Genomic DNA, 20237 nt, shown 5'->3' with positions numbered 1-20237 from the left:
TGGTGTGTCCATGCCGATACGCTCGGGTGAGCCGCACACCCCTCGACGTGGAGGAAGCATCCGTGACCGCTAGTGACGACCGGCGTCGCCGTACCGTGGCCGCGATCCTGGCGGGCGGTGTCGGAGCGCGGGCCGGGCTCAAGACCCCCAAGCAGTTCGCGCGGGTGGCGGGGCGGAGCATCCTGGCCCACACGCTGGCGGTCTTCGAGGGCGCGCCGGAGATCGACGAGATCGTGGTGCTGATGACGCCCGGCTACGTGCGCGAGGCCGAGGAGATCGTCGCCCTGGAGGGGTTTCGCAAGGTGCGGGCGGTGGTCGAGGGCGGTGCCAGCCGTACCGAGACGACCTGGCGGGCCCTTGAGCACATCGGCGACGGCGACGCTGACGTGCTTTTGCACGACGCGGTGCGGTTCCTGCTGGAGCCGGCGATCATCACCCGGTGCGTGGCCGCGCTGGCCCGCCACCGGGCGGTGGGGGTGGCCGTGCCCAGCTCGGACACGCTGTGGCGGGTGGACCCGGCCGGCGACGGCGAGGTGATCCGCGACATCCCCGACCGGGCGCTGTTCCGGCGGGCGCAGACGCCGCAGGGCTTCCGGCTGGAGATGATCCGCGAGGCGTACCTCAGGGCGCTGGCCGACCCGGGCTTCGCCTCCCGGCCCGCCACCGACGACTGCGGGGTGGTGCTGCGCTACCTCCCCGAGGTACCGATCCACATCGTGCCCGGCAGTGAGCGCAACATCAAGGTCACCCATCCGACCGATCTTGCCATCGCCGAGACGCTTTTCCACCTCGCCACCACGGCGATTCCGCAAAGCGCCGCGGATCTGGCCGGGCGGGCGGTGACGGTCCTCGGCGACGGGCCGGTCGCGGGCGCGCTCGCCGCCCTGGCCGCGCGGCGCGGGGCCAAGGTCGCGACGGCCCTGGACGGCCCGGCCGACCGCGTGGTGATCGTGACGCCCGGAGCGCCGGGCGCGCTGGGCGAGGCCGCCGAAGGCGATGTGACGCGGGCCGTAGAGCAGGGGGTCCTCGGGCCGGTACGGGCCGCGCGGGCGGCTCTGCCGTACCTCCGGGAGTCGCGCGGGCACCTGCTGTTCTGCGCGGGCGGGGGCGGGGGCGGCCTGGCGGCCGTGACGGAGTCCGCGCCGGCCGGGCTGGCCCGCGCGCTGGCGGGCGAGGAGGCCGCGTACGGCGTGCGGGTCAACTGCGTCATCGCTCGCACCGACGACCCCGGCAGGGTCGCCGAAGCCTGCCTCGCCGTGCTCGCCTCCGGCACGACCGGTCAGGTCACCGAGGCCCGCTGAATCAGCGTGGCTTGCTGAGCCGCGGCGGGCTGGTGATGAAGCCCCATCCCCAGGCGAGGTGCATGGTCGCGTACACCAGCGGCAGGCGGGCCAGCGCGCCCGCGGGCAGGCCGCCCCCGGTCAGCAGCGCGCCGCCCACGATGGCGGCGAGGTAGCAGGCCGGGACGAGCAACGCGGGCCAGAAGAACGGCGCGGCCACCAGCCCCGCCAGGATGGCCAGCACGGCCGCGGGCGGGGCGAGGTAGCGCAGGTTGATCGTGCCCTGGTGGGTGCGGGCCACGACCCTGCGCCAGCGCCCGTAGTGGAAGTACTGGCGGGCGAGGGCCCGCACGTTGGGCCGCGGCCGGTAGGACACCTGCATCCGGGGCTGGAACCACACCAGGCCGCCCGACTCGCGGATGCGGTGGTTCATCTCCCAGTCCTGGGCGCGCTGGAAGTGCTCGTCGTAGCCGCCCACGCGGTCCAGCGCCTCCCTGCGGAACACGCCGAGATAGACCGTGTCGGCCGGGCCGGGCTCGCCGCCGGTGTGGAAGCGCGCCCCGCCCACCCCCAGCTTGGAGGTCATCGCCCGGGCCACCGCGTGCTCGAACGGCGTCTCGCCCTCGGCCGCCATGACGCCGCCGACGTTGTCGGCCCCGGTCGCCTCCAGCGTCTCGACCGCGACCTTGAGGTAGTCGGGCGGGAGCATGGCGTGGCCGTCGACCCGCGCGATGATCCCGTTGCGGGAGGCGGCGATGGCGGCGTTGAGCGCGTTGGGGGTGCGGCCGGTGGGGTTGGCCACGACGACCACCCGGGGGTCGGCCGCGGCGAGCGCGTCGGCGACCTGCTGGGTGCGGTCGTGCGAGGGACCTATGGCCAGGACGACCTCGATCGGCCCGTCGTACGCCTGGGCGAGCACCTGCCGTACGGCCTCGCCAAGGTGGCGCTCTTCGTTCAGCACCGGCATGACGACGGAGACGGGAGGCCAGACCCGGGTCTTGGCGGGCTGCTGCGGAATCGCGTGGGCGCCGGTCGATGACGCGCTCGGCGCGGGCGAGTCTGGGAACTGCTTCATGGCGGTGGTCACGCTACTGTACGAGCGGGTGGGGTCGGCAACCTCTTCGACGACCTCATCGACCAGTCGAGTTCGGGAGGGGGTGGCGGATGCGCGACCCGGATGGTCCCGACGTGGGCGAAGACTCGGTGGTGCGCGTCGGCGGCGACGCCTACGGCGGCGTACGCCTCCCACCTTCGCGCACGCGGGGCCGCACCGCGCGCGGGGCCCGGGCGCGGCGGCGCAAGCTGCTGCTCAGCGGCGCCCTGTCGATGGTCGTGCTGGCCGGGTCGTGCGCGTCCTGGGCGCTGCCCAACTACGCGGCGGGCCGGATCGGCAAGGTCGACGCGGGCGTGGCGGGCTCGGCGGCGCGCGGCGCCCTGAACATCCTGGTCGTCGGCGTGGACAAGCGCGACAACCTCACCCGGCGGCAACAGAACCTGCTCAAGCTGGGCCGGGAGTCCGGGCAGCGCACCGACACGATGATGCTGATCCATCTGTCGGAGGACCACAGCAAGATCACCGTGGTCAGCCTGCCCCGGGACACCTGGGTGACGATCCCCGGCAAGGGCACGCACAAGATCAACTCCGCCTACCAGTTCGGCGGGGCCAAGCTCGCCGTGAAGACCGTCCAGAACGTCACCGGCCTGACCATCAACCACTATGTCGAGGTCAACGTGCTCGGGTTCATCGACGTGGTGGACGCGCTCGGCGGCGTGTCGGTCTGCACCCCCGTGCCCATCAACGACCCCAACACCGCGCTCAGCCTCCGGCCCGGCACCTACGAGCTGGACGGCATCAAGGCCCTCGCCTACGCCCGCACGCGCGCCACCGCCCGCTCCGACCTCGACCGGATCGACCGCCAGCAGCAGGTCATCTCCGCGCTGCTGAACCAGGCGCTGAGCCGGGGCACGCTGACCGACCCCACGAAGCTCTCCGCGCTGATCGAATCCGCGCTCAGCGCGCTCACCGTGGACGACGCCCTGTCCGACGACCTGCTCGGGCTCGCCACCCAGCTCAAGGACGTCTCCACCGACGACGTGACCTTCGCCCAGGTGCCGCTGGCCGACCCCGACTACAAGACCCCGAGCGGCGAGAGCGCGGTGCTGTGGGACAAACAGCGCTCCCGCGACCTGTTCCGGCGGATCGCCGCCGACGAACAGCTCACCAAGCCGTCGCCGAAGCCGAGCGTCAAGGCCTCCGTGGGGGCCACCTCCTCGGCCAAGGCCACGCCGGGCCCGCAGGCCGTCACGATCCCGCCCGAGCGCATCGCGATCCGCGTCCTCAACGGCACCGGCGTCACGGGCCGGGGCGCGACGGTCCGGGCCGACCTGCTCAAGGCGGGCTTCCGGGTGCCCGACCAGGCGGGCAACGCCGCGCGCACCGACTTCCAGAAGACCGTGATCCGGTACGGCCCGGGGCGCGCCGACTCCGCGCGCACGGTGGCCGCCGCGCTCAAGGGCGCCGAACTCCGCCGCGCCGACGAGCTGGGGGCCAGGATCGAGGTGGTCGTCGGACGCCAGTACCCGGGGGCCAAGAAGGTCACCGTGGACGAGCAGCCGCCGGTGGCTCCCACTCCCAGCACGGGCCCCACGGCCGCCCCCACGGCGTCGCCCGCCGCCAAGACCGCGACCCAGAACATCTGCAAGAAGTGACCCGCCGGCGGGCCTGGGGTCCACGGTCGGAAAAGCCGGTGACGCGGCGCGCGGCCACATGCGAAAGTGGCGCTGCACGAGTGTCCCCGCGTACGCCCCCACGGGAGCCCGCCGCCGCCATGCCCGCCGTTCCGCCGAGTGAGTCGTACGGACGGACGTTCAGTGTGTGGGTGACCTCCGGTGCGGAGCATCTGGGCACCGCGCCTGGCCGCGGCCGGCCCCGCTCGCCGTACGGCCCGCCCCGGTGGCCGCCTCCGTACTGAGCCGGCCGCCCGTCAACCCGCGGCGCGGCGCAGGATCTCCTGTTCGACCAGCGGATCGGCCGGATGGTGGCTCAGGCACTGCGGCGCGCGGATCAGCGCCTCCGGGATGCCGTCGCTCGCGGCGTAGAACTGACCGGCCTCCAGCCGCCCCACCCGGTCGGCCTTGCCGCCGCGGGCCTGCGCCAGTTCCTTGACCACGGTGATCTGCGTGGGGCTGTTCATCCTGCCGATGAACTGCGTTGTCGCGTTCCCGGCGATCTGGTTGTGCAGCCCGCGCGGGGCCTGGGTGGCGAAGACCAGGCCCAGGCCGTACTTGCGGGCCTGCGACGCCAGCGTCAGGGTGCTGGCCAGCGCCTCGGTCTTGGGCGTCGCGGGGACGAGGGCCTGTGCCTCGTCCACGACGTACAGGCCGCCCAGCGGACGGCCGCGGGCCGGGTTGCGCTTGATCCAGGAGAACAGGGCCATCTGGAGGCGGCTGACGAATCCCGGCCTGGCGTCGTCGTTCAGGCCGATGAGGCTGATGACCGAGACGCGGGCCCTCTTCCCCTCGGACGGCGTGAGCAGCCGCGCGGGGTCGGCCGCCTCGCCGGCGCCCGCGAAGAGCGGATCGGTGATCGTCGCGGCGGTGAGAAGCTGGCCCAGCTCGGCGGCGATCAGGTCGGCCCCGTGGATCTGGCTGGCCTCGAACGGCAGCTCCGACAGCATGCCGCGGAACGCGGCGAAGTCGCCGCCACCCGAACGCGCGAAGTGCTCCAGCGCCTGACGCAGTACGGCCTCGCCCTTGCGCGCCCTGGCGCTCGTGCCGCTGACGCCCGCCTTGGGGGCGAGCGTTTCGACGGCGACCGCGAGGGCGGAGTCGAGTTCGTCACGGTCGTCGAGGACGGCGGAGAAGTCGGGCAGCGGCTGGAAGCTCAGCGGACGTCCCCGGGAACGTCCCGGGGTCCAGACGACGACCTCGGTCCCGGCGAAGTACCGGGCCGCCCGCTCCTCGTCGCCGGGGCCCCATCCAGGGGGCGGGGCGGGCCAGGGGTCGCCGAGGCGGGCGAGGTCGTTGTTCGGGTCCAGGACGATCGAGGACACCCCGTGCAGCGCGCACTCCTCCACCAGGCGGCGCAGGAACACCGTCTTGCCGGAACCGGAGCCCGCGAAGACGGCGGTGTGGCGGGCCAGGACGCTCAGTTTGAGTTCCAGGGTGGCGCCGGTGTCCAGCCGCTTGCCGACCACGATGATCGGGGCGCTGGAAGGCTCGGGTCGCCGCGGTACTTCGGCGGGCGGCTCGCCTGCCACGTCGCCGAGGGTGTCGCCGAGGAGTTCGGTACCGGACGCCGGACGCCGGGCCCGCAGCCACAGGTCGAACTCCGGGTCGCGATCGGCCTCCATCAGCCGCAACGCCTCGAACACCCGCAGGTCATCACTGCGCAACGGAATCGACCGCCCGCCGGAGTCCTCCAGAAGATCTAGCTGCTTCCGGGTGGAGGGACCATCCGCCCATGCGTGGTTGCGCAGCACGATGAAACAGCGGTCGGGCGTCTTCGGCCCGATTCCGGACTCCGCTATGCCATCCTTGAGCCGCTTGAGGGCGGCGATGTGATGCTTTGCGCCGATCACCCGGAACGTCCAGTGTCGTTGTTCGTCGGTGTCGGGGTCGAGCACCTGACGCAGGCGGGCGTGGACGGGCGGCTTGTGGCCGGGCAGCGGATCGACGGAGAACCCGCGACCGGCCTCTCCCTGCTCGGTGATCCAGGCGGTGAGGCCGGCGGTGAGCAGCACGGGGGCGACCTCGTCCTCGTGCTGGGCGTCTAAGGCGTCCTCCACCTCGGCCTGGGCGCGGAGTTCCTTGAAGCGGGCGTCGAGCCTGCCGAAATCCGGCTGCGGCTCCACGTGCCCGGGTGGCGGGATGATCACGGGAGCGTCGGTGGTGAAGCGTTCCAGCGGACGTACCACGCCATCGGCCCGGCACCCGTCGATGTGCTCCCCGATCCTCTGGAGCAGCCTTCTCGGGGTGAGGCTGGTGGCCGTGGCGAACGCGCCGGGCTCGATCGGCCACACCGGATGCGGCGGGTTGTAGCCCGCATTGGCGAACGCCACCTCGAACCGCCGCTCGACCAGTTCCCTGGCGACCTCGGCGGTCGGTATCGAGTTGAGGATCAGCGACGTACGGAACCTGTCGCGCGCGGTGTCAACGGCGTGATTGCTGATTCGTTCCCACGAGTCCGGCAGGCAGGCCACCAGGCAGAGCGTGCGCCGGGTCGCGTGGCGCAACGCCATGAGCCCACCGGCGACCTCATCGACCGTTTCACCGCCCGGTTCCGTGCCGGCCCGCTGCGAGCGCGGCAGTCTCAGGATCGCGTCGATCTGATCCACCGCGATGACGCTCGGGCCGGTCAGCGCCAGGATCGCCGACAGCTCGACGGCGATGTCGTGCGGCGGCTTGACCTGCCTGCTCATCCCCCAGGCCCGGCGGTCGCCCTCCTCGGCCTCCTCCGCCGACTTCAGGTGGTCGTGGGCGACGTCAACGCCCGGACCCTTGTCGGTGGCGTAGAGGGCGAGCGCCCGGATGGTGTCCTTGTAGTGCAGGAGTTGCCGGTCCATGGCCCGAAGGCCGTTCACGAGGGCGTCCAGATCGTCCAGGGAGAGCCCTGACGGGCGCTCGGCCGCCGCGCGGATGCGGTCGCCCACTCCGGCGAGGCCGGCCAGTCCGTGCAGCGCCACCATGGCCTGGACGGGACCGTCCGCGCCGTTGGCCGGTTTGCCCAGGTCCGTCACCATCGCCCCGGTGGTCCGGCGCCAGAAATCATCTCCAACGCCGAACTCCACCAGGAAGAAGTAGCCGCCCGCCCGAGCGACCTCGCCTCTGACCCAGCCGAGCAGATGGGTCTTGCCCGCGCCGCCCGGCCCTTCGATCACCGCTCCCAGCGGGCTGGCGGTGGCGAGCCGGGACGCCTCCTCGATGCCGTCGAGGATCAGTCGCTCGGCCCTCGGGTGCATGCCGCCGACGTGGTAGGGCCGGGGGTTCCAGGCGTGCTCGGCGGTGGCCGTCCAGTCGAGGATGTGACTTATGGCGCGCAGCGCGCGCAGTTCCGGCTCACTCATCGCGCCTCGATCGCCAGCAGGTGCTTGCTCTGGCCGCCGATGAGCACGGCCGCCTCCCTGTCTTCGTCGCTCAGGGACTTCTGGTCGGCCCGGGGCACGAGATGGACTTCGGGGAGCCGCCCCATCTCGCGCAGCGTCTCATCCACCTCGTCACGGGGAACGTCCCCGAGAAGCGGCCGGATACGGGTGAGCAGCACCCAGTCCTGCGGGCGGCGCGCCAGTCGCCAGTAGGCGTCCTTGATGCTCTGGGTCAGGTCCGCCGGCGCGGCGTCCATGGCACCTTCGCCGCGGGCGGTGACGACGAACTCCGCCAGGCTGATGTCCCGGACGTCGAGGTACCCCTTGAGCACGCCGAGCACCCCGTACAGCACCCGCCCGAGCGGGCTACCGGCCCTTCCCGTGGGGGCAGTGGCGTCGAGTTCCGCCACGCATCGCGCCCACCCCTTCTCGGTGAGCGCGTGGTGGTACGTCTGCCCCTGTTTCTCGCTCTCCACCAGCCCGGCGGCGTTCATCCGCGTACGCGGAGCGCCCACGAGCGTGTTGCCCACATGGTCGCGCAGCTCGTTGTTGGACGCCGATCCGCCGAGGGTCATCAAGGCGAGGAGCAAGGCCCGCTCCAGGGGTTTGAGCTCGATGTCGTCCATGGTCAGGTGGTCTCCTCGGATCGATCGGCCGGCAGGGGGCCGAAGCCGGTGGCCACCAGTTCGCGGCGGCCGTTGACGTTGTGGAGCGTGCCTTCGGCCCGTACGAGGGTCCCGCTCCGGTGGGCGGCGACGGCCATGTCGTACGCCGCCTCGCCGGGCAGCCGCACCCAGATCAGGCGGCGCGCCTGGTCCTCCCCGGCCGCCGGCTCGCCGCGGATCTGGACCCGGAAACGGTCCCGGTCTCCGTCGTCGCCGAGCATCACGATGCGGCCGGTGACGGACGCGTTCTCACTGTGCAGGCGGTGGAACCGGTGCGCGGCCCGGCTCAGCACGGCCTTCGTACCGGGCTCGAACACCACCGTCCGCACGGGCACCTCGGACGGCGCGGCCCTGGCCCAGCGGAAGCCCGCTTCCATCCGGCCCTCGGGATCGGAACCGGCCATCCGGGCGAGCGCGGCGCAGAGGTCGGCCGACACACCGTCCCGGACAATGCCGTCGAAGACGTCCATGTCACGGGTCTCGTGTACCTGGGAGACGGCGTCGCGCAGCAGTACCATCGCGCGCTGGAGCAGGATCAGGGTACGGCGGGCCAGCGGGATGCCGTCCGCTTCGTCACGTTCCAACGGGACGCGGATCGTCAGGACGTCCGTGGACGGCACGATCGGCCCGACCCGCACCCGGGCCAGCAGCTCCCGTACCTCCCGGGGCGGCGCTCCGGCGAACACCGGCCGGCCGGGGGCCAGTACCGCGCGGGCCGCCGCGGTGAGGGCCGCCTGCGCGCTCTCGAACGCCACGGCCGCGTCCCCGAGCCCGAGCCGGCCGTCCGCCGGGAAGATCGGCGACCGGTACCACTGCACGTCGGCCATGGGCGCGCCGATGTCGGAGGCGATCTCCTCACGGGACCGGCCCTCCAGTCGTGCCAGCAGCGCCAAGATCTCCCTGACCCGCCGCGGTCCGTCGGCGAGGTCGTCCGTGCCGGGCACGAAGATCTCATGGTCGCCCTCGCGCAGCCAGACGGCCGCACCCCGCCACTCCTGCGGCTGACGGACCCAGCCGGTCACGGCGAGGTAGCTGTTGATGTCGGCGCCCGACAGGCCCGTGCTCACGCGGGCGCCCCCACGAGTTCGCGCAGCGCGCGAACCGTGAGGACATTGCCGAGCGGCAGCCGCACGGCCCGCCGCCGCTTTCCGCTCGGCTCATCGACCGGCCGCTCGCCCTCGAACCCCCGGTAATAGCAGAGCCGGCTGAGCGTCAGGCCCTCGGTCTCCACCCGCGCGTACCGATCCCGGTCGGCGGGGACCACGACCACGAACAGGTAACGCGGCACGAGAAACGGTCCGGCGACGAGCTTGTTGTACTGCAACTCGTTCAGCCCGTCGTAGTACAGATCCGGCCCTTTGCCTGAGGGCACGGACCACGACTTGACCTGCACCTCGATGGCCGGCGAGGCGATATGCCCCGCCCTGCCCGGATAACGAAAGCCGAAATCGATCCCATCATGGTCGATATCGTCCTTATAGACGATGAGCCCGGCCGCCGAGGCCAGCGCCCTGACATAGTCTTCGGCGAACTTGCCCTGATGGTTCCGCTGGTCCAGCACGCTGAGAGTATCGTCCGAACGCCCCACGGACGTTTCGGTTTCCCCACCGTTGATGCGCGATCGCGTCCTTTTCCCACCCCGGCCGGCCAGCGAAAGGCGACCACATGAGCACCGCAACACCGGCGACCTACGCATGGCTGTACGAGGAGTTCACCGATGACGTGGGGGAGACATGGCTCTGCACCACCTTTGTCCGGGATATCACCCCGCGCGAGGCACTGCGCCGCATCGATGTCGCCCCCGGCCCCCTTGGCGACTCCGAGTCAGGCGTGGCGGCGTACGCGGCCCATGGGGGGACGGTGCTGATCGACCACGGCTGGTCCGAAATCGTCTACCTCAAAGCCGACGAGCTCTCCATGGGGACCGCCGCCGCCACAGTCCGCGCGACCACCAGCGCCCACGACTTCACCTACACCGAAAACGCTCGCCTAATCACCACGTTCAGCCCATACAGCTACAAATTCCGCGAAGGCGACGACCCCGACCGTCTCCACCAGGACGTCAACGCCCTCGGCCTGGACCTCAAAACCGAGGACATCGAATACCCCGCCACCCCCCTCCCCCGCGCCCTCGCCCTGGCCGCACGCGCCACCGGCGTCCACCTCTCCCCCGCCCAGTACGCCACCGGCCCCCTGATCGGCCCCACCGACCACCTCTACCCCTGAGCCCGAACGTCACGTGCTCGTGGCGGCGCGCTGGTAGAGGGCGGAGATGCCGCCGTGGTGGGCGTCGATGGCCTTGCGCAGGCGGGACTGGGAGTCGACGAACCAGTCGAGATAGGCGTCCCAGTCTTCGGTGTCCTCGATGCTCCCGGGCCGGTAGACGGCTATCCGGCAGGCGATCTTGTCAGGTAGGGGCTCGTAGCTGAGGGGGCCGCCATAGGCGGCTTCGAGTGCTTCCCGGTCGGCTCGCAAGGTGGCGAGCACTCGATCGTTGGCCGCGGCCTCGCCGCCGAGGTACAGCTCGCTGCGCAACTTCTTCCAGGAGAAGGAGACGCCGTAGTAGATGCCTGTGACCCCGGCCGGTAAGTCGAACCAGTTCTGGGCGGGCGGCTTGCGCGCCCTGGTCCACCCGGGCCGCTGCGAACGCGCCCGCTCGATGAACCGCTCCCAGAACTGCTGGTACGCGAGATTCCGACCGGCCACTGCGGGCGGACTCGCCTGCTTGACCCGTTTACGCCAGTCATTGGGCTGTACGACGACCCGGAACAACGGCGCCGGCAGCGAATCGCCCACCCTGACCAGGCGGATCTCGATACCAAAGAACCGCGTGTTCTCGTCGGTCACGGCGTTGAGCCATTCCAGCGCGGCCCCGATGCTCGTCACGAAACTCCGTGGCCATCCAGACCACGTTCTTGGCCGCGGTCCCACCCGCATACGTGAGGAGCTGTCCGAGGTGGGTGTGATCCGTGGACGTGAGCTGGTTCTCAATGATGACCCGCTCATTGGTCTGCGCGTCCACACCGATCAGATCGAGCTGAAACCCCCCGACCCGATGCTCGGCGGCCTCCAGCACGAGATCCATCCCGAGTTCCTCACCAAGGACATCGGCACTCTCCAGCAACCAGGGCGTGAAATCCCTCGCCTCATGTCCCCACACATCCCGCAAATCCACCGAAACCAGCCGACTCAGCTCCCGCCGACCCCCACGCACCACACCCTCGTCACCACTCATGCCCGCAGAGTAACCGCCTACCGATGGACCGTTCACACGTATTCCGAAATATCCGGGGTCTCCAACTTAGAGATCCCCGGTCCAGCAGGCTGCGGGCCGGGGCGCTGGCGTTGGCTCAGCGACTGGCCCGCAACGACCATTTGGGGAAGCTAGACGATCAGAAGGCCGAGCAAGGATCAAGACCGAGGCTGACTTTCATGATCTCTCATTCGTTCTGGTTTTCCTGCGGGACAGTGACGCAACAGAGAGACGATAGGGGAAACGCGCGTCTCCGAAGCAGCGCTGCCCGCAAGGCCCGCTGCCACCACCACTCGCGCCGCCAAGATCATCTCTTTTGCTGCCGATGGCCTTGGTGCACGTCCTCAGGCCGGTAACGGAGCTGGAAGATCTGAAGTTCGTTGCCCTCCACGCGGTAGACGATGATTCCAGGAAGAGATTTACCCTCAAAAGCTCGGATGCGACCGACGCCATACTCCTCGTTCTCACAGATCCAGTCTCCGAGTCGTTCGGGAAGGTTAAAAGTGAGCCGGTAGGTATTCGGCGACGCCGAGAATTCCCACATCCATTCCTGCCCGATTGGCGACACTTCCCATTCGACCCCATCGCCTCCACGGGTTCGTACTAGCCGGATCGCATGGTCTGGATACTCCCGCGCGTAAGCGAGGAACCGCTCGACATTATCGGTAGCCATCGGGAGAACGAATGGCGCCGCCGGGAAGCCGAGCAGTAACTCGTTGTGCCGCCGTTCTTTTAATGTGCCGACAAGGTCGTCAAGGACGGCCCCTGCGGCTACAGCGAATCCCGCTGGATGTACCGTTTGATACTTCCTTTCATTAGAAAGGTCAGGCATAGTGCCGAGCTCTGCCCTTAGCCGACGCCGCATCCATATGACCGGAAACTTATTCACTCGATCGTGCTGGGCAAGCACGCGCAGGTTTTCGGCTGCCGACTCGACGCTGCGTCGCAGCCAGGCGAAGGAGGCCCCCGAAAGGTCAACAAGAGAAATCTGCTGGGCAAGCGCGAAGTCCTGCGCCGCCGCGGTGAACCCGCTCACAGAGAACAGCGCGTACACATATCGGTACCGCTTCCTCAACCTCGCTCCCGGAGCATGAACGAAGTTCTCATTTATATCGTGGATGACCCCATGCGCGTTGCGTACCACCACAAGATCACTTTTTTGCTTGGTGAACTTCGCCTCCAGAAAAAGTCGTATTGGCAGCGAAAATGCGGGCGTGAACACGAACTCGCCCAACACGTCTACTTGATGCTCGGCCCCTCTTCCTTTCACGCACAGCCCGTTGCCGTTAATTGCCAGTTCGTGGGGGTCTTGGCTCACATCAACAAGGAGTCGATAGCCGGCACCGCGAAGCATCCAAGCCAGAGCTTCTTCCAGAAGATAACCACACAGCGCGGCCTTGGTGATCATTATACGCCTCCCAAAAATGAATGGCCAGAACTAAGGTTACGCGATCTAGCATGGCAGCCAAGTGCAGAACAAGCCAGTCCAGTAAATAAGTTCGTGGCGTCCCCGAGATCTTCCACCAACCTGCCGTCTACGCGAGCATAAAGCCCCGGCGACAGCGTCTCGGCCAAAGAGCTTGCCGAGCACCTCGGCCATGCCGATACCCGGGTTCACCCTGCGCGTCTATGCCCGCATGGTGCCCGACTCACAGGGGCGCGTGCAGGGCGGCTCACAGGGGCGCGTACGGGCGGTCGGTGGTCGCGCATTCCGCTCCCAACTAGCCTTCGCCAACCATGCCGATCACGCTACGTACGGGTGTTGAGTAGCGCACACCTCTACCGATTTCCATGTAACCTAGGTCCGTTGGGCTTTGCTTCCGAGCGAAACCTCACAAATACCTTGATAGCCATACCAGGTCACTCCTTGGCGATCCAAATCGGACACTTAGCTAGAATTCGGATCGAAACACCTTGTATACCTACGCGACTCAAGTTGTGAGCGATGTTCGGACAACAACGCCTGATTAGGCGCCTCGCCGAGACGCCTACAGCGGCTCACGCCGCATCCGTCTTGTCCGAACGGATGGTTCATGTTGGTTCAGTCTGTGTGGCTGCGGGTTCTTCTCGTAGCACTGCTCGTCCTACCCCTGTTGTGCATCGTGGTCTTGTCCTTCCCGGCATGGGCCACCTGGCCCTTCCTGCCACTGGACAAGCGGCAGACGGTGCTCTCTTTCGTCGACCAGCTCGCCAAGTGGGCTAAGGCGATCAGCGGGGAGAGGTAGCGAGCCAGACACACAATGGCCCGCAGATACACCTGCGGGCCATTGTTAGTTGGGTGGGCGGCTGGGCGATCGGCTACTTGAGGAGCTGGCGGGCCATGACCATTCGCTGGATCTGGTTGGTTCCCTCGTAGATTTGGGTGATTTTGGCGTCGCGCATCATGCGTTCGACCGGGTAGTCGCGGGTGTAGCCGTAGCCGCCGAGGAGTTGGACGGCGTCGGTGGTGATTTCCATGGCGGCGTCGGAGGCGGCGCATTTGGCGGCGCTGGAGAAGAAGGTGAGGTCTTTGGGTGGGGTGCCTTGGGTGGCGGCTTCGGATTTGGCGGCGGCGGCGTAGGTGAGCTGGCGGGCGGACTCCAGCTTCATGGCCATGTCGGCGAGCATGAACTGGACGCCCTGGAAGTCGGCGATCGGCTTGCCGAACTGCTTGCGTTCCTTGACGTAGCCGAGGGCGTAGTCGAGGGCGCCCTGGGCGATGCCGAGGGCCTGGGCGGCGATGGTGATGCGGGTGTGGTCGAGGGTGGCCAGGGCGGTGCGGAAGCCGGTGCCGGGGTCGCCGATCATGCGGGAGGCCGGGATGCGGACGTCCTCAAGGATGACCTGGCGGGTCGGGGACGCCTTGATGCCGAGCTTCTTCTCCTTGGCGCCGAAGCTGACGCCCTCGTCGTCCTTTTCCACCACGAAGGCGGAGATGCCGCGGGCGCCCGCGGAGGGGTCGGTGACGGCCATGAGGGTGTAGTACTCGGACACGCCGGCGTTGGTGATCCACATCTTGGTGCCGTTGAGCACGTAGTGGTCGCCGTCGCGTACGGCGCGGGTCTTCATGGCCGCGGCGTCGGAGCCGGCCTCGGGCTCGGACAGGGCGTAGGAGAACATCGCGTCGCCGCGGGCGACCGGGGGCAGGTAGCGCTGTTTGAGCTCCTCGGAGGCCGACAGCAGCAGCGGCACGGTGCCGAGCTTGTTGACCGCGGGGATGAGCGAGGAGGAGGCGCAGGCGCGGGCGACCTCCTCGATGACGATGACCGTGGCGAGCGCGTCGGCTCCGGCGCCGCCGTACTGCTCAGGGACGTGTACGGCGTGGAAATCGGCCGCGACGAGGTCCTTGTAGACCTCCCACGGGAACTCCTCCGCCTCGTCGGCCTGCGCGGCACGCGGGGCGATCTTCTCGTCGGCGAGAGCCCGGACGGCCTGACGGAGCATGTCGTGCTCCTCAGCGGGCGCATAGAGAGGGAAGCTCATGGACAAATACTAGGACGTCCAACAAAACGCTTCCACGGCACGCCCACCGGGCATGGGTTCCCCCAAAGTGAGACGCGGTGGTTCACCCGGTGCGGAACATGGAACGCGAGGGGCCGATAGCATGCCTCGGCAACCCGACCAGGATGATTGGTCCATACATGATTGGCGCTGTCGAGAGGAGCGCAGACGTGGCGTATCGCCTCACGGTGCTTGGAACCGGCTATCTCGGCACGACGCATGCCGCGTGCATGGCCGATTTGGGCTTCGAGGTGCTCGGCCTCGACGTCGACGCCGAAAAGATCGAGCGATTGCGAGCGGGGGACCTGCCGATCCACGAGCCAGGGCTGCGTGAGGTGCTGGTCCGCAACCTCGCCAACGGGCGGCTGCGCTTCACCACGTCCTACGAGGAGGTGGCCGAGTTCGGCGACGTCCACTTCGTCTGCGTGGGGACGCCGCAGAAGCGCGGCGAGAACGCGGCGGACGTCTCCTACCTGGACGCCGTGATCGATTCGCTGGCACCGCACCTGACCCGCGAGTGCCTGGTGGTGGGCAAGTCCACGGTGCCGGTGGGCACCGCGCAGCGGCTGGCCGACAAGCTGGCACGACTGGCGCCCTCCGGCGCCAACGTCGAGCTGGCCTGGAATCCGGAGTTCCTGCGCGAGGGCTTCGCCGTCCAGGACACCCTGCGCCCCAACCGGATCGTGCTCGGCGTGGCCAGCGAGCGCGCCGAGAAGATCCTCCGGGACATCTACGCGCCGCTCGGCGAGGACGTCCCGGTCGTGGTCACCGACTACCCGACGTCGGAACTGGTCAAGAGCGCGGCCAACGCGTTCCTGGCCACCAAGATCTCCTTCATCAACGCGATGGCGGAGGTCTGCGAGTCCTCCCACGCCGACGTCAAGCAGCTCTCCCTGGCGCTGTCCTACGACGAGCGGATCGGCGGCAAGTTCCTCAACCCGGGGCTCGGCTTCGGCGGCGGCTGCCTGCCCAAGGACATCAGGGCCTTCATGGCGCGGGCCGGTGAGCTGGGGGCCGACCAGGCGCTGACGTTCCTGCGCGAGGTGGACGCGATCAACATGCGCCGCCGCGCCCGGATGGTGGACCTGGCCCGCGAGCTGGTGGGCGGGTCCTTCCACGGCTGCACGGTGGCGGTGCTCGGCGCGGCGTTCAAACCCAACTCCGACGACATCCGCGACTCGCCAGCGCTGGACGTGGCGGTGACGATCGGCCACCAGGGCGGCCGGGTGACGATCTATGACCCGGTGGCGCTGGACAACGCGCGCAAGGCGCACCCCGAGCTGACGTACGGCGACTCGGCCCTCGCGGCGGCGCGCGGGGCGCACGTGGTGCTGCTGCTGACCGAGTGGCAGGAGTTCATCGACCTGGACCCGGAGGAACTGGGTCAGGTGGTGGCGACCCGCAAGATCGTGGACGGGCGCAACGCGCTCGACGCCGAGACCTGGCGGGCCGCCGCCTGGCACTACCGGGCGCTGGGCCGCCCCTGAGTCTCCCGCAGCCGCTCGCCCTTGGCGTGGGCCTGGGCCCGAAGGTCGTCCTGGAAGGCGACCATGCGCTCGCGCAGCGCATGGTCGCCCGCCGCCAGGATGCGCACGGCCAGCAGCCCCGCGTTGCGCGCCCCGCCGACCGCCACCGTGGCCACCGGCACCCCGGCCGGCATCTGCACGATCGACAGCAGGGAGTCCATCCCGTCGAGGTACTTGAGGGGCACCGGCACGCCGATCACCGGCAGCGGCGTCACCGAGGCCAGCATGCCGGGCAGGTGCGCGGCGCCCCCCGCGCCCGCGATGATCACCGACAGGCCCCGGCCGGCCGCGCGCTCGCCGTACGCGATCATCTCGTGCGGCATGCGGTGCGCCGAGACCACGTCGGCCTCGTACGGCACGCCGAACTCCGCCAGCGCCTCCCCGGCCGCCTGCATCACCGGCCAGTCGGAATCACTGCCCATCACGATCCCGACGACCGGCGTCACGTGTAGATCCCTTCGGAGAGGTAGACCGCGGCGTGCCTGGCGCGCTCGCGTACCGAGTCGAGGTCGTCGCCGAGCGCCGTGACATGGCCGATCTTGCGCCCAGGACGTACCTCCTTGCCGTAGAAGTGCACCTTCACGCCGGGATCGTGGGCCATCACGTGCTCGTACCGGGCGAACAGGTCGGGGTCCTCGCCGCCCAGGACGTTGGCCATCACGACCACGGGCGCGGTCATGGACGGCGAGCCGAGCGGCAGGTCCAGCACGGCCCGCAGGTGCTGCTCGAACTGCGAGGTGCGGGCGCCCTCGATGGTCCAGTGGCCGCTGTTGTGCGGGCGCATCGCCAGTTCGTTGACCAGCATGCCGGTCTTGGTCTGGAACATCTCCACCGCGAGCAGCCCGCTCACGCCCAGCTCGCCGGCGATCTTCAGGCCGACCCGCTGCGCCTCGGCGGCGTGCTCGGCGTCCAGGTCAGGGGCGGGAGCCAGCACCTCGACGCAGATGCCGTCGCGCTGCACGGTCTCCACCACCGGGTAGCTGACGCCCTGCCCGTGCGGGGAGCGCGCGACCAGTACGGCCAGCTCACGCTCGAACGGCACGTACGCCTCGGCCATCAGGGCCACCCCGCCGGCCAGGACCTCGGCCGCCTCGCCGGGGTCGTCGCAGATCCACACGCCCCGGCCGTCGTATCCGCCGCGTACCGCCTTGAGCACCACCGGCCAGCCGTGCTCCTCGCCGAACTCCCTGACCTCCGCCTCCGTCCCCACCCGCCGCCACGGAGGGCAGGGCGCGCCCGCGGCGGTCAGGCGCTCACGCATGACGGCCTTGTCCTGGGCGTGGACCAGGGCCTCGGCGCCCGGCCGTACGGCGAGCCCGTCGGCGGCCAGGGCCGCGATGTGGCCGGTCGGCACGTGCTCGTGGTCGAACGTGACCACCGCGCATCCCTTGGCGAAGTCGCGCAGGTCGTCAAGGTCGCGGTAGTCGCCGACGCGGACGTCGGAGATGACGCGGGCCGCGCTCTCGCCGGGGTCACCGGCCAGCACGCGCAGATCGACGCCCAGGCCGATGGCGGCCTGCTGGGTCATCCGGGCGAGTTGCCCGGCGCCCACCACTCCGACCACCGGCATACCGGCATCAGGCATATCGTGGCTGCTCACGTCGGCCCAGCTTACCGGTGGTCACCGAACGGCCCGCCACAGCCAGGCGGCGAGCACCCCGGCCCCGGTCACGGCCTGCGCGGCGAGCATGCCCGCGAGCGCCTGCTGGACGGTGAGGGCCGTCAGGAACGGCAGGCAGCCGAGCACGGCGATGTCGATGCCGGTCAGCGCCCAGATGAGGGGGCCCAGCGGGACCGCACCGCCGGGGGTCTCCAAGATCGGCATCGAGTGGTCGACCGGCCGCCGCCCGGCCATCCGCAGCGCGCCCGCGGCGAAGGCGGGGGCGGCGAGCGGGGCGAACGGCAGCCAGCCGGGCAGCCCGAGGAACGCCAGCGCGAGCGCCAGCCAGACGCAGCTCAGCAGGGCGGGGAGCAGGCTTCTGGCGGCGCGGGCGCGGCGGGGGGCGACGCCGAGCAGGCGGGCCAGGGAGGGGTCGTCGGCGTCCCGGCGCGCGCCGGCCGTACCGGCCACGGCGGCGGCCATCGCGCCGCCGGCAAGCAGGACCGCGGTGAGGCCGCCCACGCCGGGCGCGGCCAGCGCGGGCAGCGCGGCGGAGCCGGCCAGCGCCACGGCACGCAACGGGCGGCGGGCGAACCTGCGCCAGTCGTACCAGGCCAGCACCAACGACGCGGAAGCGGCCACCGGCGCACGGAACCGGCGCGAGCCGTACCAAGCCGACGCGAGAGGCGCGGCGACGGCCGACGCCACGGCCCGCAGCGGACCGAACCCCCGCCGGTCGTACCGGGCCGCCGCCGAAGGCACGGAAGCGGTCGGCGCCGCGGCCTCGGGGCGGGCGGCCAAGGCCGGGGTCGGAGCCGGGGTCAAAAGGGTGGGCCAGGGGCGGGAGTGGAGGGGGCGGGAGCGCCAGTGGTTGTCCTCGGCGATCCAGGTGAGGGTGGAGGGGTCGAGTCCGGCGGCGCCGGCGGCCAGGTGACCGGCCCTGGTGGAGGCGGCCAGTACGGAGGCGGCGGGCAGGCGGGTCAGGGCGGCCCAGGCGCGCCGGGCGAGGAGGGCGGCGGCGACCGCGGCGGCGGCGCTGCCCGGTACCGGTACGAACACGGCGGCCAGCACCATCAGCACGGCGAGCGTGAGGACCGCCGCGGGCCAGGCGCGGTCCCAGCCGGGGTCGGCCTGCGCGAGGACGTTCAGCGCCATCCCGCCGGCCGAGGCGGACATGCCGAGCACCGCCGAGGTCAGCACGGCGACCGCGAGCCCGCCGTCCGGCCCCAGTACGGCCAGCAGCCCGAACCCGATCGCGGCCCCGGCGGCCAGCGCTACCGCCAGCAGAATCCCGGCGGACCGGCTCAGCACCGCGCGGCGGGGCAGCGGCGAGAGCACCAGCCAGGCGGCGTCGGCCGCGGACACCGCGACCGGCCCGAAGGTGCGGGCCGCGGCGAGGAAGGCGCCGAGCGCCAGCACGACCAGGGTCAGGCCGGGCACGATCCGGCCGGGGTCGGCCTGCCGGGCGACCGCGCCCAGCGCGAGAGACAGCGGGTGCGCCAGCAGTACGGCCGCCACGGCCAGCCCGAACACCGCCGCGTAGCGGTCGCTCCAGGTCCGGGGCCGCGGGTGGTCCTGCCGCCGCGCCCTGATGTAGGCCCGTACGGCGAGCACGTTCCTGCCGGTGGTCATCGGGCGACCGCCCGGCCCTCGGCCAGCCGTACCAGGCGGGCGGCGGCGGCCTCGGCGAGGCGCGGGTCATGGGTGGCCATCACCACCGTCCCGCCCGCCGCCGTGTACTCGCGCAGGATCTCCCCCAGCCGGGGCCGGAAATCGGCGTCGAGCCCGCGTTCCGGCTCGTCCAGCAGCAGCAGGCGGCTCGGCCGCAGCAGGGCCATGGCCAGCGACAACCGCTGCCGCTGGCCCGTGGACAGGTTCAGCGGGGCCACGTCGGCGCGCGCCCGCAGGTGGAAGGCCGCCAGGGCGTCGGCGGCGGTCGTGCGGGTCTCGCCGTACACGGCCTGGACCAGCCCCAGGTGCTCCTCGACGGTCAGGCCCGGGTACCAGCCGGGTTCGTCGGCCACCAGCACCACCTCGCCCCAGAAGGCGGCGTCGTCGCGGGGCGGGCCGCCGCCCAGTACGTCGATCTCGCCGGAGTCGAGCCGCTGGAGGCCGGCCAGACCGCGCAGCAGCGTGGACTTCCCCACACCGTTGTCACCCATGATCGCGACCGCCTCACCGGTCGCCGCGCTCAGATCCACGCCGTCGAGCACCAGGTTGCCGCCCAGCTCGACGCGGGCGCCGGTCACAGTGAGGGCGGATTCCCGCCGGCTTGCCGTCACCTCTCGGATGGTAGCCGGACACCCCGGCGGTCGCCCCATAACGTGCGGAGATGCGAAGATTATCCGCA

General features: G+C 70.5%; 17 protein-coding genes. 5 read left to right on the top strand and 12 right to left on the bottom strand.

Annotation, left to right across the window (positions count from 1 at the left end; genetic code table 11):
* Positions 1-62 precede the first annotated feature (62 nt).
* Positions 63-1301 (top strand): 2-C-methyl-D-erythritol 4-phosphate cytidylyltransferase, encoded by a 1239-nt coding sequence (locus ACH34R_RS06560; protein ID WP_397560368.1) that lies wholly within the window; start codon positions 63-65, stop codon positions 1299-1301.
* Position 1302: 1 nt separating this feature from the next.
* Here ACH34R_RS06560 and ACH34R_RS06555 read toward each other — a convergent pair whose 3' ends face one another.
* Positions 1303-2355 carry a glycosyltransferase family 2 protein gene (locus ACH34R_RS06555; RefSeq protein ID WP_397560367.1) on the bottom strand — a complete coding sequence of 351 codons (1053 nt, stop codon included), beginning with the start codon at positions 2353-2355 and terminating at the stop codon, positions 1303-1305.
* 89 nt (positions 2356-2444) lie between these two features.
* Here ACH34R_RS06555 and ACH34R_RS06550 point away from each other — a divergent pair, with 89 nt between their 5' ends.
* The gene (locus ACH34R_RS06550) at positions 2445-3989 is read left to right on the top strand and encodes an LCP family protein (protein WP_397560366.1); all 1545 of its coding nucleotides are present in this window, start codon (positions 2445-2447) and stop codon (positions 3987-3989) included.
* A 275-nt stretch (positions 3990-4264) separates the two neighbouring features.
* Here ACH34R_RS06550 and ACH34R_RS06545 read toward each other — a convergent pair whose 3' ends face one another.
* The 4 genes from ACH34R_RS06545 to ACH34R_RS06530 are packed head-to-tail and all read right to left on the bottom strand — an operon-like array spanning position 4265 to position 9589.
* Positions 4265-7345, bottom strand: coding sequence for an ATP-binding protein (locus ACH34R_RS06545; protein WP_397560365.1), 3081 nt, complete (start codon positions 7343-7345; stop codon positions 4265-4267).
* Positions 7342-7989 carry a hypothetical protein gene (locus tag ACH34R_RS06540; RefSeq protein ID WP_397560364.1) on the bottom strand — a complete coding sequence of 216 codons (648 nt, stop codon included), beginning with the start codon at positions 7987-7989 and terminating at the stop codon, positions 7342-7344. Before ACH34R_RS06540 ends, ACH34R_RS06545 begins: the two co-directional genes overlap by 4 nt.
* A 2-nt stretch (positions 7990-7991) precedes the next feature.
* The gene (locus ACH34R_RS06535; protein ID WP_397560363.1) at positions 7992-9095 is read right to left on the bottom strand and encodes a hypothetical protein; all 1104 of its coding nucleotides are present in this window, start codon (positions 9093-9095) and stop codon (positions 7992-7994) included.
* Positions 9092-9589 carry a DUF4365 domain-containing protein gene (locus ACH34R_RS06530; RefSeq protein ID WP_397560362.1) on the bottom strand — a complete coding sequence of 166 codons (498 nt, stop codon included), beginning with the start codon at positions 9587-9589 and terminating at the stop codon, positions 9092-9094. The genes ACH34R_RS06535 and ACH34R_RS06530 overlap by 4 nt, the downstream gene beginning before the upstream one ends.
* A gap of 104 nt (positions 9590-9693) precedes the next feature.
* Here ACH34R_RS06530 and ACH34R_RS06525 point away from each other — a divergent pair, with 104 nt between their 5' ends.
* Complete coding sequence (locus tag ACH34R_RS06525) at positions 9694-10254, top strand: DUF6461 domain-containing protein (RefSeq protein WP_397560361.1); 561 nt, start codon at positions 9694-9696, stop codon at positions 10252-10254.
* Positions 10255-10263: 9 nt separating this feature from the next.
* On the opposite strand, the gene ACH34R_RS06520 is transcribed toward ACH34R_RS06525, so the two are convergent.
* Together ACH34R_RS06520 and ACH34R_RS06515 are read right to left on the bottom strand one after the other, a co-directional pair.
* Positions 10264-10914: a DUF4268 domain-containing protein gene (locus tag ACH34R_RS06520; protein ID WP_397560360.1), complete on the bottom strand. Its 651-nt coding sequence runs from the start codon at positions 10912-10914 to the stop codon at positions 10264-10266.
* A 674-nt stretch (positions 10915-11588) separates the two neighbouring features.
* The gene (locus tag ACH34R_RS06515; RefSeq protein ID WP_397560359.1) at positions 11589-12689 is read right to left on the bottom strand and encodes a hypothetical protein; all 1101 of its coding nucleotides are present in this window, start codon (positions 12687-12689) and stop codon (positions 11589-11591) included.
* Positions 12690-13314: 625 nt separating this feature from the next.
* On the opposite strand from ACH34R_RS06515, the gene ACH34R_RS06510 reads away from it, so the two are divergent.
* Entirely contained in the window at positions 13315-13506 is a 192-nt protein-coding gene (locus ACH34R_RS06510) for a hypothetical protein (RefSeq protein ID WP_397560358.1), read from the top strand.
* Between the two features lie 73 nt (positions 13507-13579).
* Here ACH34R_RS06510 and ACH34R_RS06505 read toward each other — a convergent pair whose 3' ends face one another.
* Positions 13580-14743 carry an acyl-CoA dehydrogenase family protein gene (locus tag ACH34R_RS06505; protein ID WP_397560357.1) on the bottom strand — a complete coding sequence of 388 codons (1164 nt, stop codon included), beginning with the start codon at positions 14741-14743 and terminating at the stop codon, positions 13580-13582.
* A 158-nt stretch (positions 14744-14901) separates the two neighbouring features.
* Here ACH34R_RS06505 and ACH34R_RS06500 point away from each other — a divergent pair, with 158 nt between their 5' ends.
* Positions 14902-16248, top strand: coding sequence for a UDP-glucose dehydrogenase family protein (locus ACH34R_RS06500; RefSeq protein WP_397560356.1), 1347 nt, complete (start codon positions 14902-14904; stop codon positions 16246-16248).
* Here ACH34R_RS06500 and purE read toward each other — a convergent pair.
* The 4 genes from purE to ACH34R_RS06480 are packed head-to-tail and all read right to left on the bottom strand — an operon-like array spanning position 16224 to position 20169.
* Positions 16224-16709 carry a 5-(carboxyamino)imidazole ribonucleotide mutase gene (gene purE, locus ACH34R_RS06495; RefSeq protein WP_397560473.1) on the bottom strand — a complete coding sequence of 162 codons (486 nt, stop codon included), beginning with the start codon at positions 16707-16709 and terminating at the stop codon, positions 16224-16226. The genes ACH34R_RS06500 and purE overlap by 25 nt on opposite strands.
* A 20-nt stretch (positions 16710-16729) precedes the next feature.
* Complete coding sequence (locus ACH34R_RS06490; protein WP_397560355.1) at positions 16730-17872, bottom strand: 5-(carboxyamino)imidazole ribonucleotide synthase; 1143 nt, start codon at positions 17870-17872, stop codon at positions 16730-16732.
* A 36-nt stretch (positions 17873-17908) separates the two neighbouring features.
* Complete coding sequence (locus ACH34R_RS06485) at positions 17909-19519, bottom strand: DUF6297 family protein (RefSeq protein WP_397560354.1); 1611 nt, start codon at positions 19517-19519, stop codon at positions 17909-17911.
* Positions 19516-20169 carry an ATP-binding cassette domain-containing protein gene (locus ACH34R_RS06480; RefSeq protein ID WP_397560353.1) on the bottom strand — a complete coding sequence of 218 codons (654 nt, stop codon included), beginning with the start codon at positions 20167-20169 and terminating at the stop codon, positions 19516-19518. Before ACH34R_RS06480 ends, ACH34R_RS06485 begins: the two co-directional genes overlap by 4 nt.
* Between the last annotated feature and the right edge of the window lie 68 nt (positions 20170-20237).

Origin of the sequence: Spongiactinospora sp. 9N601 (assembly GCF_044326295.1) — a bacterium.
Lineage (GTDB): Bacteria > Actinomycetota > Actinomycetes > Streptosporangiales > Streptosporangiaceae > Spongiactinospora > Spongiactinospora gelatinilytica.
This window is presented reverse-complemented; position numbering and strand designations above follow the sequence as displayed.